The sequence below is a fragment of the Lentzea alba genome (assembly GCF_011067745.1).
GTDB lineage: Bacteria > Actinomycetota > Actinomycetes > Mycobacteriales > Pseudonocardiaceae > Lentzea > Lentzea alba.
In genome coordinates, this window is record NZ_JAAMPJ010000011.1 from 55,535 (window position 1) to 69,419 (window position 13,885).

Consider the following 13,885-nt stretch of genomic DNA (forward strand, 5'->3'; position numbering starts at 1 on the left):
GAGCCTGCCAGGAGACAGGCCGGACGTTCGCCCACGACTGAAAGAGGCATACCGGAACGTCGTCGTTTCGCATAGGTTGCACGCCATGACAACGAGGTCGTGGTGGGGCTGGGGCACCGTCGAGGACGCCGTCACCCCTGATGAACGCCGTGCGCTGGTCGACCGGGTCCGGGCGGTGCTGCCGGACGCGGACCTGACGTTCCACTCGCCACCGGACCCTGCGTCGCTCGACGTGCCGTCGTCGCGGATCCAGCCGCCGAGCGATCTCTACTCCACCGACGCGGTAGACCGGCTCGGGCACGCCCGTGGGCAGGCCTATCGCGACGTCACGCGCAACCTCGCCGGGGACGTCGGGCCGTTGCCGGACGCCGTTGCTCGTCCGCGCACCGAACAGGACGTCGTCGACGTGCTGGACTGGTGCGGGTCGAACGACGTTGCGGTGATTCCGTTCGGCGGCGGCACTTCCGTCGTGGGCGGGGTCGAGCCGCGTGACCTCGATCGGGTTGTGACGCTGGATCTTTCAGCGCTGGATCAGGTGCTGGAGGTGGACCGGACCAGCCGGGCCGCGCGGATTCAGGCCGGCGTGTTCGGGCCGTCGCTGGAGGCTCAGCTCAAGCCGCACGACCTGACGCTGCGGCACTTCCCGCAGTCGTTCGAGTTCTCGACGCTCGGCGGCTGGCTCGCGACCCGGGCCGGCGGCCACTACGCCACGCTCTACACGCACGTCGACGACCTGACCGAGTCGCTCAGGGTCGTGACGCCGCAAGGGATCAGCGAGTCGAGGCGATTGCCGGGATCGGGCGCGGGACCGTCGCCGGACCGGCTTTTTCTCGGCTCCGAAGGCACTTTGGGCGTGATCACCGAGGCGTGGATGCGGTTGCAGGCGCCGCCGCTGTACCGCGCCGGGGCCTCGGTGCGGTTCGTTTCCTGGGAACGGGCGGTCGAGGCGACGCGGTTGATCGCGCAGTCCGGGTTGTACCCGGCGAACTGCCGTCTGCTGGACCCCGCGGAGGCGTTCCTCAACGCCGGGTCGGCGCAGGCCGTGCTGGTGCTGGCGTTCGAGTCCGCTGATCATCCGGTCGACGGGAAGCTCGCCCGTGCGTTGGAGCTCTGCGGTGACGGCGAGGTCGTGGAAGGCGCGGCGCAGCAGTGGCGGAAGTCGTTCCTGCGCATGCCTTACCAGCGGGACGCGATGGCGCAGCACGCGATGATCACCGAGACGTTCGAGACGGCCTGCACCTGGGACAGGTTCTTCGAGCTGCACGCGTCCGTTGTGGAGGCTGCGACCACGGCGCTGCGCGAGGTGTGCGGCATCGGTGTCGTCACGTGCCGCTTCACCCACGTCTACCCGGACGGCCCCGCGCCCTACTACGGCATCTACGCGCCGGGCCGGTGGGGCAGCCTCACCGCGCAGTGGGACGAGATCAAGGCGGCGGTGTCCGAGGCGCTGGTGGGTGCGGACGGCACCATCACCCACCACCACGCCGTCGGCCGCGACCACATGCCCTGGTACACGCATCAACGTCCGGACGTGTTCGGGGCGGCGTTGTCCGGCGCCAAGGCCGCCCTGGACCCTCAGGGCCTGCTCAACCCGGGCGTTCTCACCACACGATCGACCTGAGGATCAGCGCCGCGATGAACACCACCGTGAACGCCAGGTCCAGCCCGAACCCGCCGAACCGCAGCGGCGGCAACACCTTCCGCACCGGCGCGAGCACCGGTTCGGTGATGCCGTGCGTCACCTGGCGCACCTTCCACACCCAGTCACCCCGTGCCTGCAGGGTGACGGCCCAGTCCACGATCATCCGGCCGATCATCACGATGATGAACAGCGTCAAGAGCCACCCGAGCACGAAGCCGACAACGCCGAACAACATGGCCTCCTAATGTCCTGTACGTCCATGAAGCCACATGAAACTGAGAGGCGCCTGTCAACTCGCTGAGACAGTATTGAAAGCGTGGCGTACGACGAAGGCCTGGCCCACCGCCTGGGCGACGCGCTGGGACCGCTGCCGGGCATCGGCACCAAGAAGATGTTCGGCAGCCTGGTGTTCATGTGGAACGGAAACATGCTGGTGGGCGTGCTGGGCCCGGACCTGATCGCGCGCGTCGGCCCGGAGGCGCAGGCCGACGCGCTCGCTCAACCGGGCGCACGCGTCTTCGACTTCACCGGCCGGCCGATGAACGGCTGGGTGGTGGTCGACGGCGGCGCGGTGGCGGAGGACACGGCGCTGGAGGACTGGATCGCGCGGTGCCGCGAGTTCGTGGAAGCGCTGCCGCCGAAGTGACGCTCGTGGACCGCGTCCGGGCGGCGCTCGAGGGGTGGGGGAACGTCCGCGAGGTCGAGATGTTCGGTGGCCTGGTGTCGGAGGGAACGCCGAGAACGCCCTGATGGACATCGAGTCGTTCGTCCCCGACGCGCTCAGAACCTCACCAACGGACCTCCCGTGAAGAACTCGTAGACGAAGTTCACGAAGAAGAACCCGAAGAACACCACGTTCAGCACCAGGATCACGTGGTGCCACCACCGCGGCCGAGCCGGGCGCGGCAGCCGGGAGTTCAGGTACATCAACGCGAACGGGAACATCAGCGCGCCCAGGTTCGACATGTTCGCCGAGATCTGCACGAGCTCCACCGGCAGCGCCAGGTGCAGCGCGACGCCGATGATCACCAGCACCAGCAGCATGAACGGGTAGTAGAACCGGCGCGGGTCGTCCTCGATCCGCTGGCGCAGCCGGGGCGAGACCGCGTGCGCGGCGTCGGTGAAGTTGCGCACGAGTGCCTCGAAGATGCCGAGTTGCGTGGAGAACAGCACCAGCACGCCCACCACCAGCATCAGGTAGAACATGCCCTGGCCGTACAGGATGCCCAGCTGTTCCGCGGAGAAGGTCGGCACGTTCGCCGCGGTCGGTTGCTGCCCGGACACCGCGACGATGTGCGCCATCAGCACCGTCGGCAGCAGCATGCCGAGCATCGCGCCGACGAAGAACACCGCCCACTGGTCGATCAGCAGCAGCCGGTACCAGCGGCGCCACAGCGACGCGTTCGCCGGAGTGTCCACAAAGGTCACACCGACCGGGCGCAGCTCCTGCTTCCCGCCGCGCAGGCCGGAGAGGAACCCCACGCGGTGGCCCATGCCGTAACCCTTGTCGCGGTAGTGGCTCATCGCGTACCAGTTCAGACCGGACGCCAGCGCCGTGAACCCGGCCAGGCCGCCTAGTTGCGTCGCGGTGATGCCGGACGGCGGTGCGGCTGGGGTGACCAGGCCGCGCAGGCCCTCCGACCACACCGACCACGGCACGATCGCGAGCGTCACCACGATCAGGATCAGCAGCAGCGTGCCGACGAGCACCCAGTTCGTGAGCTCCAGGGCCCGCGACACCTTGCGGGCGCCCGCGGTGATCAGGAAGACGACGACGAGCAGGCCGATGGCGAGCAGCCGCACGTACTCGATCTCGTCCGGCCGGTAGCCGCGACCGGTGATCAGCGCGAAAAGTCCCTGTCCGGCGCCCGCCGCCCAGCCGCCGAAGATGAACGCGAAGTAGAAGACCAGCAGTGACACCGGCACCCAGAACTTCCAGCCCGGCGGCACCCGGCCCCAGCCGACGACCGGGACCTCGCCGGTCGCCACGACGTAACGGGCGATCTCCACGTTGTAGAACGTCTGCAGCAACGCCGACACGGTGATCACCCAGCCGATGCCGACGAAACCGAACTTGCCGACGGCCTGCGGGCCGAGCAACCACTCGCCGCTGCCGATCGAGATGCCGAGCGCGATCAGGCTCGGGCCGATGACGAACTGGACCACCTGCCGCGGACCCAGTTTCCGAACCTTGAAGACTTCCTCGGGTTCTGGCAGGTCAGCCACGTCCAGCGGCGGCCTGCTCACTCCGATTTGCATCGACGACACGGTCGACCTCCCGACACGTCGGGGAACGGAAGCTCCCACTCTCCCGACGTGCCGGGTGATCGGTCAACAGATCGGCAAACCTCAGCCGGCGGCGTTCACCGCGTCGTCCGCGAACACCCAGCCGTGCCCGATGGCGTCCGCGCCCCACGTCTCGACCAGCGGAGCACCGTTCCGGTGCGTCACGGTCACCGAGCCGGGTGCCAACGGCGTCGCCGAGGCCTCCAGCCGGCGTTCCAGCTCACCCGGACCCCACGACGCGGGATCGGTCAGCGTGCCGAACTGAGCGTCCGCATTGGACAGTCCGGGGTTCGCCTCGAGCATCAGCGCCACCACACCTGCCACCGCGGGGCCGGAGAAGCTGGTGCCGCTCATGAAGAGGTACTGGAACGGCGCGGCGGACGCGTTGTCCGGTGCGGCTTTCGACGCGCAGGTGCGGTTGTTCGTGGACGGCGTGGCCTGGCCGTCCTTGTACAGGTTCGCGCACGGGTACGGCAGCAGCAGGTATCGGCCCTCCGACACGACGTCCAGGTACTGGCCTGCCTTCTGCCGGGACGAGAAGCCCGTCACGTACACCTCGGACACGCCGGTCTCCGGCACGTCGTCGAGCCACCAGGTCTTGTCCGGGTAGTTGTTCCACTGCTGGGTCCAGCCGCCCGCGCCGACCGAGACGACCGGTTCGTACGCGGCCGGGAAGCCCATGCCCGTGTCACCCTCGTTGCCCGCGGACGCCACGAACACCACGCCCGCCTTGATCGCCGCGTCCAGCGAGGCCTTCTCGACCGCGTCGAGGCCCGGTCCACCGATCGACTCGTTGATCACGATCGGTTGCCGCGGGTTGGCCTTCTTCAACGAGGTCACGTAGTCGACGGCGGCGTTGATGGCGCTGCCGAAGCAGCCGATGGGCTCGCACACCTTGATCGGGATGATCTTGGCCTCCGGCGCCACGCCGGGGATCCAGCGCGTGCCGGGGGAGCCCGTCGCGTAGCCGGTGCCCCAGCCGCCCTCGTTGAGGTCGTCGGCGAAGCGGTGGCCGGTGATGGTCGCGGCGACCGCCATGCCGTGCGGGTCGCTGCCCGCGTCCCACTGCCCGGCGTTGGGGTTGCCCAGCACGCCGGCGAACGCGCGTGCCTTGTCCGTGAGGATGTCGCTCTCGACGAAGTAGTCGCGCCAGTTCGGGTAGAAGCCGGTGTCGAGCACCGCAACCCACACGCCCGCACCGGTCCGCGTCACGTTCTCCAGGTCCATCTGGTCGTGCCAGTAAGGCTCGTTCGGCAACGGTGCCGCCGCCGGATCGGAGACGGCCGCGAGCTTGCGGATCGGGTCGGGGCTCACCGATGTCACGAACGGCAGCGCGCGCACCGCGGCGAGCTTCGAGCTGGGGATCGCGGCGGCCGCGCCGCCGAAGTTCCGGTACGCCACGTGCACCTGGGCGCCGGCGGCGGCCAGCCGGTCGAGTTGGGCGGAGGTCAGCGGCGAAGCACTGCCGACGAGGTAGCCGGACGGGGCGGGGGCGGCGGACAGCGCCGGTGCCCCCGCGGCGAACAGCACCAGGGCAGCGGCAGCCGCGATGAGACGTCTCATGTGGACTCCCTGGATCAACCCCGACCCGCAGACGGTTATACGCCGAACGGCTGCCAACCGAAAGGCCTAAGAGGGGCCAGGTGTCGACACCCGACTTTCGGACGTGTCGAGCTACCGGTCAACTACGTAGCGTGCCGTCCGGATCCGAGAGGGGACGAAAGTGCGAAGAGTTCTGGCGGGGGCAGCGGCACTCGCGCTCATCACGACCGGCCTGGTCACACCAGCCACCGCGACGCCGCCCGCACAGCCCGAGAAGCAGGAGACGCGGCAGTCCGACGAGCAGCCGCACGAGCTGGAGATCAAGCGCCGCGCGTTGAAGCAGCAGGCGCTGGCCGACGTGCTGACCGGTCAGGCCACGACCGAGAAGCGCGGCACCAGCACCGTCGCGAAGGTCGGCAAGAAGCAGAGCAAGGACCAGTACGTCGAACTGAAGCGGGAGAAGACCGACAAGATCTTCGTCATCCTCGCGGAGTTCGGCAACGAACGGCACCCCGACTACCCGGACCGCGACACGAACCCGAACACGCCGGGCCCGCAGCGGTTCGACGGGCCGGTGCACAACCAGATCCCCGAGCCCGACCGGGCCGTCGACAACACCACGATCTGGCGCCCGGACTTCAGCCGCCAGTACTTCCAGGACCTGTACTTCTCCCGCAAGAAGGACGCCAACTCCGTCGCGAACTTCTACGACAAGCAGTCCTCCGGGCGGTACACGGTCTCCGGCACCGTCACGGACTGGGTCAAGGTCAAGTACAACGAGGCCCGCTACGGCCGCAGCAACGGTTACCCGTGCGGCGACAACATCTGCAACAACTCGCGTGAGCTGATCAAGGACGCGGTCACGCAGTGGGTCGCCGACCAGCAGGCCGCGGGCAGGACCGCCGACCAGATCAAGGCGGCGCTGGCCGAGTACGACCAGTGGGATCGCTACGACCACGACGCCGACGGTGACTTCAACGAGGCCGACGGCTACATCGACCACTTCCAGATCGTGCACGCCGGCGGTGACCAGGCCGACGGCGACCCGTGGCAGGGCGAGGACGCGCTCTGGAGCCACCGCGGGTACGCGTTCAAGAACTACTCGACCGGTCCCGGCACCAACAAGCTCGGTGGTGCGCAGATCGGTGACACCGGCATCTGGGTCGGCGACTACACCGTGCAGCCCGAGAACGGCGGCGTGAGCGTCTTCGCGCACGAGTACGGCCACGACCTCGGCCTGCCGGACCACTACGACACCGCCGGCGGCGCGAACGGCGTCAACTGGTGGTCGATCATGGCCCAGAACCGGGTGAACGGCCCCGGCGAGGTGCCCGGTGAGCGCGCCAACGAGTTCTCCGCGTGGGACAAGCTGCAGCTCGGCTGGCTCGACTACGAGGTCGCGGTCGCGGGCCAGGAACGCGTCTTCGAACTCGGTCCGCACGAGTACAACTCGGCGAAGGCCCAGGGCCTTGTCGTGGTGCTGCCGGACATCTCCAAGTCGTTCGACTACGGCGCGCCCTTCGCGGGCACCAAGATGTGGTGGAGCGAGAAGGGCAACGACCTCGACAACTCCATGACGGTGCCGCTGGACCTGCGTGGCAAGACCACGGCGTCGCTGTCGATGAAGGCCCGCTACGACATCGAGGCGGACTACGACTACCTCTACGTCGAAGCGTCCAATGAGGACGGCAGCTGGACCCAGCTCGACGGCGTGGCAGGCGGCGTGCCCTTCCAACGCGACTCGGCCGACGCGCCCGCGTTGAGCGCGTCGTCCGGTGGCCAGTGGGTCGACCTGACGGTTCCCCTGGACGCGTACGCCGGCAAGCAGACCAAACTGCGTCTCGCCTACCGGACCGATGGTGCCCTTGCACTGCAAGGCTTCTTCGCGGACGCCATTTCAGTCGTCGCCGACGGCACTCCGGTGCTGACGGACGGCGGCGAGACCTCCGGCGTCTGGACCACGCGTGGGTTCCGCACGACCGAGGGCAAGGAAACCAAGGCGTTCGACCAGTTCTACATCGCGTCGAACCGGACCTACGAGTCGTACGGCAAGTACAACAAGACTGGCCCGTACCGCTACAGCTTCCCGGACAAGCCCGACTACGTGGAGCACTTCCCGTACCAGGACGGCCTGCTCGTGTCGCTGTGGAACACCTCGTTCCTCGACAACAACGTCAGCGAACACCCCGGTGAGGGCCTGATCCTGCCGATCGACGCCAACCCGGCGCCGCTCTACAACCTGGAGGGTCAGCGCTGGTCGCCGGCCGTCGGCGGGTACGACGCGCCGTTCTCGCTGCAGAAGTCGGACTCCTTCACGTTGCACGTCAACGGCAAGGCGTCCTACGTGCGTGGCGCCGCGGCCCAGCCGACGTTCGACGACACCAAGCAGTACTGGTACGCCGAGCAGCCCAACGCGGGCGTGAAGCTGCCGGCGGTCGGTGTCGGACTCCGCGTGCTTCGTCAAAGCGGCACGTCGATGACGGTGAAACTGTTCAAAACGAAGTAACTTGAGCGGTATGACCGCTGCTTCAGACATGCTGGCCGTCGCCGTCGAAGAGGCGCGGATGGGACTCGCCGAGGGCGGAATCCCCATCGGCGCGGCACTCTTCGACGGCGACGGCCGTCTGCTGGGCCGGGGCCACAACCGTCGCGTGCAGGACGGCGACGCCTCCATGCACGCGGAGACCTCGGCCTTCCGCAACGCCGGCCGCCAGCGCAGCTACCGCGGCACCACCATGGTCACGACCCTGTCGCCGTGCTGGTACTGCAGCGGCCTGGTCCGCCAGTTCGGCATTTCCCACGTGCTGATCGGCGAGGCCACCACGTTCGTCGGCGGCCACGACTGGCTGGCGGAGCACGGAGTGGGCATCACGGTCGTCGAGGACCCCGAGCTGATCTCGTTGATGACCGACTTCATCGCCGAGCGGCCCGAGCTCTGGTACGAGGACATCGGCCAGGATTAGGTTTCTCGGGTGGCTTCTGTGCTGATCACCGGCGCGGACCAGGGCCTCGGCCTGGAGGCCGCCCGCCAGCTCGTTCGTGCCGGTCACACCGTGTGGCTGGGCAGCCGTGACCTCTCGCTCGGGGAGGCGGCTGCTGAACGCGTGGGTGCGCGGCCAGTCCAGCTGGACGTCACGTCCGACGAGTCGGTGGCCGCCGCCGTGAAGACGGTGGGGCCGCTGGACGTGCTGGTCAACAACGTCGGCATCGCTCCCGAGCGGAGCGAGTCGGGCGTGGCCGCGGATCCGATGCGGGAGACGTTCGAGGTCAACCTCTTCGGGATGGTCCGCGTGCTGGAGGCGTTCTTGCCGTTGCTGGAGCGGTCTGCCGCTCCGGTGGTGGTGAACGTCAGCAGCCGGTTGGCGTCGATGGCCACCATGGTGACCCTGCGGTACGCGGAGGCGTTTCCCGGCATGCGGATCAACGCGGTCGAGCCCGGCACCACGGCCGAGATCATCGTGCGGATGGCGCAGATCGGTCCGGACGGACCAACGGGCGGCTACTTCGACGCCCGCTGATCAGGACGAATAGCGCTCCACCGCCTCGTCCACCGACCCCAGGATCGTGAACACCGAGTCCAGCCCGGTCGCCTCGATGGGGCGCAAAGCCGCCCGAGTGGACGCGACCACGACGAACTCGACCGAAGCCCGCGAAGCGCGTTGCTGGCCGAGCACGAGGGCCTCCAACCCGGCCGAGCCCAGGAACTTCACCCCGCCGAGGTCCACGACGACAGCCCGCTGAGCAGGCACCACGTGACTGTCCAAGGGCGAGGTCAGCTCGCTGCTGGACGTGGTGTCGAGTTCGCCGGACACGTGCAGCACGACGACGTCGGGTGCGATCCGGTCGACGACCACGGAGGCCAGAGCGGTGGGGTCGGGCACGCTGTCTCCCTTCGAGAAAAGCTTCAGCACCCCACGTTAACCCGGCCCTGCGGCACCAGCCAGCGACCCCTCAACGAAGTGCGGCCCGCCTGCAGGGACGAGTGGACGTGCTGGGTCAAACGTGCGTGCAGTTCGTGGCACACGGTGAAGCCGAGGCGGACGTCGTCGGGCGGACATTGGACGGGCAGGAGCTGTGCGAACGGGTCACCGCCGATGGTGTCGACGGCGGTCAGGAAGCCGACCAGGGCTCCCACCAGGCGCTGGTGCAGGCCGAACAACGACATGGCGTTCACCAGCGCGAGCGTGGGGGCGGGCATCTCGTCCACCCCGACAAAACAATCCAGGTCGCGCAACGTCACGGTGAACAGCACTGAGTGCGCGCGTTCGGACCGTGCGCCGTATGCGTCACCCTGGATGTCGCGCAGCACTGAGCGCATTTCGCGGCGCGGCTGCCAGAACGCGTGGTGCTTGCGGAGCTCCGCATGGCCCTCGTCCGACAACACCGCGGGCTGCGTCGACTCGGTCAACGTGCGCAGCGCCGCTTCCCAGCGCGCTTCCAGTGCCAGGTGGAACTGGGCCAGGAAGGAGTTGTCCTCCCAGGCCGGGTCGGCGTCGTCGAAGCCGTGCGTCCGCAGTTCGTAGCAGATCCACAACGACAGCTGCAGGTCGTCGTCCAGCCACGCGTCCCTGGTGCCTCCGCTGACCAGTAACGCCGGGCTCGGCAGCGGCTTCGAACGCAGAGCGGCGACCAGGGCGGCGCTCATGTGGCCACGGGGTGCAGGGAGGCGCATCAGTCAGGTTTCCTCACGCGTTCGGGCGATCAGCATGTCCACTAGGGACTCGGGGTCCGGGCAGCGTCGTTGCCGAGCGGCACCGCAGCCGTTGTGGCGCAACCAGTCCATCTGCTGCTCCACAGTAGACAGAGTGCCGCGATCGCGCAGCGCGACCGAGACGTGCTCGACGAGCTCCACTGCCCGGTCGAACGCGGGGGAGAGTTTTCCGGTTTGTGGATCGGCGGCCAGTCCGTCGACCCCGTCGCGCGACGCCCGCCAATATGCCGCTCGCAGCACGGAATCGTCCACCCTCTGTTCGGAGGGTTCCGTCACGACGAGCGCCCGGATCAGCTCCGCGAGAACCGCGACTTCCGTTGCCAGTTGCGGAATGTCCGCGACGCGCACCTCAACCGTCGGATGATCGGCCGACGGTCGCACGTCCCAGTACACCATCGCGCGGTCCAGCAACGCCTGCGTCGAGATGATCGCGTCGACCGTCTGGTCGTAGTGCGCGGGGCCGTCCCACCACGGCGGTGGCCCGCTGACCGGCCAGCGCGACCACACCATCGACCGCCAGCTGGCGTAGCCGGTGTCCTCTCCCTCGTAGATCGGGGAGTTCGCGCTCAGCGCCAGCAACGTCGGCAGCCACGCCCGCAGTTTGTTCGACGCCGCCAGGGCTTCGGCCTTCGACTCGACACCGACGTGCACGTGCAGCCCGCAGGCACCCTGCCCGAGGACGAGCCGCCGGTGGGAGTACTCGATCTGGTGATACCGGGGGTCGTCCGATCCGGGAGGGGGCCCGGCCTCGCCGATCGGCGGCATGCCGGTCGCCACCAGCCGGCACCCGGCTTTGTCGGCGGCGTCCACCAGCACCCGGCGGCCCTGCCTGACCTGCTCGGACAGTTCTTCGAAGGAGTGCGTGACGCCGGTGGCGATCTCGATCTGGAACGGGGTCAGCTCACCCTGGACGTCGAGGTCACCGGGGGCGCGGGAGAGCTCCCTGACTCGGGGCGCCAGTGCTACCGGCCGTCGCGACTCGGGATCGACGAGCAGGAACTCCTGCTCCACACCGACCGTGTAGTGATTCATCGGCGAGCGGGTACCCGCATCTCGTGCTGATCAACCACGAGGTGGCCGAATGAGACTCCGCCGCAGCGCCACGTCCGGTCCAGGCTGGACGCGTGTGAAGCACGGCAAGGGCTTCCGGTACCTCGACGCCCACGGCCGGCCCCTCTCGCCTGAGGACGTCTCGCGGGTGAAAGCCCTGGTCATCCCACCTGCGTGGCGCGAGGTGTGGATCTCCCCGCACCCGAACGGACACATCCAGGCCGTCGGTTACGACGACGCGGGCCGCCGCCAGTACCTCTACCACGAGCAGTGGCGCACCGACCGGGACGCGGAGAAGTTCGACCGGGTCCTCGAACTGGCCCCACGCCTGAACAAGTTCCGCGAGCAGATTTCCCGGGACATGAAGTCACGCGGCCGCAAGCGGTTGCTCGCCATCGCCCTGCGGATGCTCGATCTCGGCGTGTTCCGCGTCGGTCACGAGCAGTACGCCGAGGACAACGGCACGCACGGCGTCGCCACCCTGCTCTGCGAACACCTCAGCGTGCGCGGCGACCGCGTCCGGTTCCGGTTCCCCGCCAAGCACGGCGTGGAGGTCGACGAGGAGATCACCGATCCGCAGCTCGCCCGAGCCGTCCGGACGTTGCTCAAGGACCAGACCCCGGACTGCCGCGTCTTCGAGCTCACCGCCGACGACATCAACGAACGGTTCCGCGAACTGGTCGGCGAGCAGTTCAGCGCCAAGGACCTCCGCACCTGGCATGCCACCGTCCGCGCCGCCCAGGCTTTCGCCGAGGCCTTCCACGAACGCGGAAAGCCGTCGAAACGAGCGATCAGCGCGGTGATGAAGGAAGTGGCCGAACACCTGGGCAACACGGCGGCCGTCGCGCGGAAGTCCTACGTGGACCCACGCCTGATCGAAGCGTTCGAACGCGGTGAGGTCATCGGCAACGGGGACCCGGAGCGGGCGGTGCGCAAGCTGCTCACCCGGTGAGTCAGGCCCGGTGAGCCAGGCCCGGTGAGTCAGGCGGCCTTGAGCGCCGCCGCCCGGTCGCACTGCCGGCACCAGGCGGCACCCTGCGCCGCCGCCAGCGCGGCGAACCCGGTGAACAGGTGCAGCGCGTTGCTCCCGGGGTTGACGTTCAGGAAGTTGACGACCTGGTCGTCGTAGCGGGCCAGCCCCAGCCCGAACACCACCAGGAACAACACGGCCGTCAGCAGCCCGACACCGCTCAACGCCTTCAGGCGCGGCGCCGCCAGCAGCAGGGCCGCGCCGAACACCAGGTGCAGCGTGTTCTGCAGGGGGTTGACCCGCAGTCCGAGGACCCAGGTGTCGGACTCGCCGGCGAACGACGAGAGACCGGTGACGAAGAACCCGGCGATCCCCCAGAGCGCGAGCAGGGCGCCAGTGCTGATCGCCAGCTTCTGGGGCCACCGCAACCGGTTCATGCGGCCAGTATCGCGAAACCGGGGCATTCCCGCTCGCTCATTTCAGTCCTCCGCCAGAAGGTCGTGGCGCAACTGCTCCAGCGATTTGGTCAACAGCCGCGACACGTGCATCTGGGAGATCCCGACGCGGCGCGCGATCTCCGTCTGGGTGAGGCGGCCGAAGAACCGCAGCACCACGATGGTCCTCTCGCGTCGAGGGAGGCCCCGCAGCATCGGCTGCAGGGCCTCGTGGATCTCGACGCCTTCGAGAGCTGGGTCGTCCGCTGTCGAGCCTTCCAACGCGTCGAGGGACGCGAACGAGACGTTCTTCTCGACGCGCAGGCCCTCGTAGACGTCTGACAGCGGAATCCCCAGGTGCCGGGCGATCTCGGAGGGAGTGGGAGATCGCCCGGTCTTGTGCGACAGCTCGGCGGTCGCGCCGTCGATCGAGTCGCACAGTTCTTTCAACCTCCGCGGCACTCGCACCGCCCAGCACTGGTCGCGGAAGTGCCGGCGCACCTCGCCGGTGATCGTGGGCACGGCGTAGGACAGGAAGTCCGTCTGCCGGCCCACGTCGAACCGGTCGATGGCGTTGATCAGCCCGACCGCGGCGACCTGTGCGAGGTCTTCCATCGGTTCGCCGCGTTCGCTGAAGCGGCGGGCGATGTGCCGGGCGAGCGGGAGGAACTCGCGCACCAGCCGGTCGCGCAACGCGTAATAGCGCGACGAGTCACGCGACGTGCGCGCGAGTTCCTCGAACGCCGAGTGTTGGTCGGGCGTCAACTTGCACCGCGATCAGACCTGGGGCGGCGGCGTGACGTCGCCTCGCCAGGCGCCGGTCTCCGTGCCGCGGTTCTCGATGAACTCCTTGAACCGCTTCAGGTCGCCTTCGACCCGATGGCCCACGACGCCGAGCGCCGCACCGGCCTTCTCCGTGAGGGTCTCGGGGTCGTACTCCATCTGGAGGTGCACCCGAGTCGTGTCGTTGTCGAGCCGGTGGAACGTCACCACACCACCCTGCGGCGGTCCGTCGACCGTGGTCCACGCGACGCGCTCGTCCGGGTGCTGTTCGGTGATCTCCGCGTCGAACTCGCGGACGACACCGCCGATCTTCGTGGTCCAGTGCGTCCTGGTCGGCGTGACCTGGTCGATCTTCTCGACGCCGTCCATGAACGCCGGGAAGGATTCGAACTGGGTCCACTGGTTGTACGCGGTGCTCACGGGCACGTGGACGTCCACCGACTTCTCAATGGTGGTCACGAAACCTC

The 13,885-nt window shown here is 68.4% G+C and carries 15 protein-coding genes; 6 read left to right on the forward strand and 9 right to left on the reverse strand.

What is annotated here, in order from left to right; all coding sequences use genetic code 11:
• Positions 1 to 85: 85 nt before the first annotated feature.
• Entirely contained in the window at positions 86 to 1,621 is a 1,536-nt protein-coding gene (locus tag G7043_RS33310) for an FAD-binding oxidoreductase (protein WP_166052577.1), read from the forward strand.
• Here G7043_RS33310 and G7043_RS33315 read toward each other — a convergent pair.
• Complete coding sequence (locus G7043_RS33315; RefSeq protein WP_166052579.1) at positions 1,602 to 1,877, reverse strand: YggT family protein; 276 nt, start codon at positions 1,875 to 1,877, stop codon at positions 1,602 to 1,604. The two genes, G7043_RS33310 and G7043_RS33315, sit on opposite strands and share 20 nt — an antisense overlap.
• 81 nt (positions 1,878 to 1,958) lie before the next feature.
• On the opposite strand from G7043_RS33315, the gene G7043_RS33320 reads away from it, so the two are divergent.
• Positions 1,959 to 2,288, forward strand: a complete 330-nt coding sequence (locus G7043_RS33320) for a TfoX/Sxy family protein (RefSeq protein WP_166052581.1) — start codon at positions 1,959 to 1,961, stop codon at positions 2,286 to 2,288.
• 134 nt (positions 2,289 to 2,422) lie between these two features.
• On the opposite strand, the gene G7043_RS33325 is transcribed toward G7043_RS33320, so the two are convergent.
• The gene (locus G7043_RS33325) at positions 2,423 to 3,901 is read right to left on the reverse strand and encodes an Nramp family divalent metal transporter (protein ID WP_166052583.1); all 1,479 of its coding nucleotides are present in this window, start codon (positions 3,899 to 3,901) and stop codon (positions 2,423 to 2,425) included.
• Between the two features lie 90 nt (positions 3,902 to 3,991).
• The gene (locus tag G7043_RS33330) at positions 3,992 to 5,491 is read right to left on the reverse strand and encodes a S8 family peptidase (RefSeq protein ID WP_166052585.1); all 1,500 of its coding nucleotides are present in this window, start codon (positions 5,489 to 5,491) and stop codon (positions 3,992 to 3,994) included.
• Between the two features lie 160 nt (positions 5,492 to 5,651).
• Here G7043_RS33330 and G7043_RS33335 point away from each other — a divergent pair, with 160 nt between their 5' ends.
• The 3 genes from G7043_RS33335 to G7043_RS33345 are packed head-to-tail and all read left to right on the forward strand — an operon-like array spanning position 5,652 to position 8,988.
• The gene (locus tag G7043_RS33335) at positions 5,652 to 7,976 is read left to right on the forward strand and encodes an immune inhibitor A domain-containing protein (protein WP_166052587.1); all 2,325 of its coding nucleotides are present in this window, start codon (positions 5,652 to 5,654) and stop codon (positions 7,974 to 7,976) included.
• A gap of 10 nt (positions 7,977 to 7,986) precedes the next feature.
• On the forward strand, positions 7,987 to 8,433 hold the full coding sequence (locus G7043_RS33340) for a nucleoside deaminase (protein WP_242642962.1): 447 nt from the start codon (positions 7,987 to 7,989) through the stop codon (positions 8,431 to 8,433).
• 9 nt (positions 8,434 to 8,442) lie between these two features.
• Complete coding sequence (locus G7043_RS33345) at positions 8,443 to 8,988, forward strand: SDR family NAD(P)-dependent oxidoreductase (protein WP_166052589.1); 546 nt, start codon at positions 8,443 to 8,445, stop codon at positions 8,986 to 8,988.
• On the opposite strand, the gene G7043_RS33350 is transcribed toward G7043_RS33345, so the two are convergent.
• From G7043_RS33350 to G7043_RS33360, 3 genes are read right to left on the reverse strand one after another with little or no spacing between them, the layout of a single operon-like run.
• On the reverse strand, positions 8,989 to 9,351 hold the full coding sequence (locus tag G7043_RS33350) for an STAS domain-containing protein (protein ID WP_166052590.1): 363 nt from the start codon (positions 9,349 to 9,351) through the stop codon (positions 8,989 to 8,991). It lies immediately after the preceding gene.
• 23 nt (positions 9,352 to 9,374) lie between these two features.
• Complete coding sequence (locus G7043_RS33355) at positions 9,375 to 10,115, reverse strand: iron-containing redox enzyme family protein (RefSeq protein WP_166052592.1); 741 nt, start codon at positions 10,113 to 10,115, stop codon at positions 9,375 to 9,377.
• Positions 10,116 to 10,145: 30 nt separating this feature from the next.
• Positions 10,146 to 11,213 carry a carboxylate-amine ligase gene (locus tag G7043_RS33360; protein ID WP_166052594.1) on the reverse strand — a complete coding sequence of 356 codons (1,068 nt, stop codon included), beginning with the start codon at positions 11,211 to 11,213 and terminating at the stop codon, positions 10,146 to 10,148.
• A 49-nt stretch (positions 11,214 to 11,262) separates the two neighbouring features.
• Between G7043_RS33360 and G7043_RS33365 the strand changes: the two genes are divergently transcribed.
• Entirely contained in the window at positions 11,263 to 12,183 is a 921-nt protein-coding gene (locus G7043_RS33365) for a DNA topoisomerase IB (protein ID WP_166052596.1), read from the forward strand.
• A gap of 29 nt (positions 12,184 to 12,212) precedes the next feature.
• Here G7043_RS33365 and G7043_RS33370 read toward each other — a convergent pair whose 3' ends face one another.
• Genes G7043_RS33370 through G7043_RS33380 form a run of 3 tightly spaced genes read right to left on the reverse strand, consistent with a single transcriptional unit; the run spans position 12,213 to position 13,877 of the window.
• The gene (locus tag G7043_RS33370) at positions 12,213 to 12,638 is read right to left on the reverse strand and encodes a DUF4383 domain-containing protein (RefSeq protein ID WP_166052598.1); all 426 of its coding nucleotides are present in this window, start codon (positions 12,636 to 12,638) and stop codon (positions 12,213 to 12,215) included.
• 42 nt (positions 12,639 to 12,680) lie between these two features.
• Positions 12,681 to 13,400, reverse strand: coding sequence for a SigB/SigF/SigG family RNA polymerase sigma factor (locus G7043_RS33375; protein ID WP_166052601.1), 720 nt, complete (start codon positions 13,398 to 13,400; stop codon positions 12,681 to 12,683).
• A 12-nt stretch (positions 13,401 to 13,412) separates the two neighbouring features.
• Entirely contained in the window at positions 13,413 to 13,877 is a 465-nt protein-coding gene (locus G7043_RS33380; protein WP_166052603.1) for an SRPBCC family protein, read from the reverse strand.
• Between the last annotated feature and the right edge of the window lie 8 nt (positions 13,878 to 13,885).

Bases quoted from the DNA above. Each gene is read 5' to 3' on its own strand.
- G7043_RS33315 (WP_166052579.1), bottom strand. From the start codon at position 1,877: ATGTTGTTCGGCGTTGTCGGCTTCGTGCTCGGGTGGCTCTTGACGCTG.
- G7043_RS33340 (WP_242642962.1), top strand. From the start codon at position 7,987: ATGACCGCTGCTTCAGACATGCTGGCCGTCGCCGTCGAAGAGGCGCGG.
- G7043_RS33360 (WP_166052594.1), bottom strand. From the start codon at position 11,213: ATGAATCACTACACGGTCGGTGTGGAGCAGGAGTTCCTGCTCGTCGAT.
- G7043_RS33310 (WP_166052577.1), top strand. From the start codon at position 86: ATGACAACGAGGTCGTGGTGGGGCTGGGGCACCGTCGAGGACGCCGTC.
- G7043_RS33355 (WP_166052592.1), bottom strand. From the start codon at position 10,115: ATGAGCGCCGCCCTGGTCGCCGCTCTGCGTTCGAAGCCGCTGCCGAGC.
- G7043_RS33365 (WP_166052596.1), top strand. From the start codon at position 11,263: ATGAGACTCCGCCGCAGCGCCACGTCCGGTCCAGGCTGGACGCGTGTG.
- G7043_RS33370 (WP_166052598.1), bottom strand. From the start codon at position 12,638: ATGAACCGGTTGCGGTGGCCCCAGAAGCTGGCGATCAGCACTGGCGCC.
- G7043_RS33330 (WP_166052585.1), bottom strand. From the start codon at position 5,491: ATGAGACGTCTCATCGCGGCTGCCGCTGCCCTGGTGCTGTTCGCCGCG.
- G7043_RS33325 (WP_166052583.1), bottom strand. From the start codon at position 3,901: ATGCAAATCGGAGTGAGCAGGCCGCCGCTGGACGTGGCTGACCTGCCA.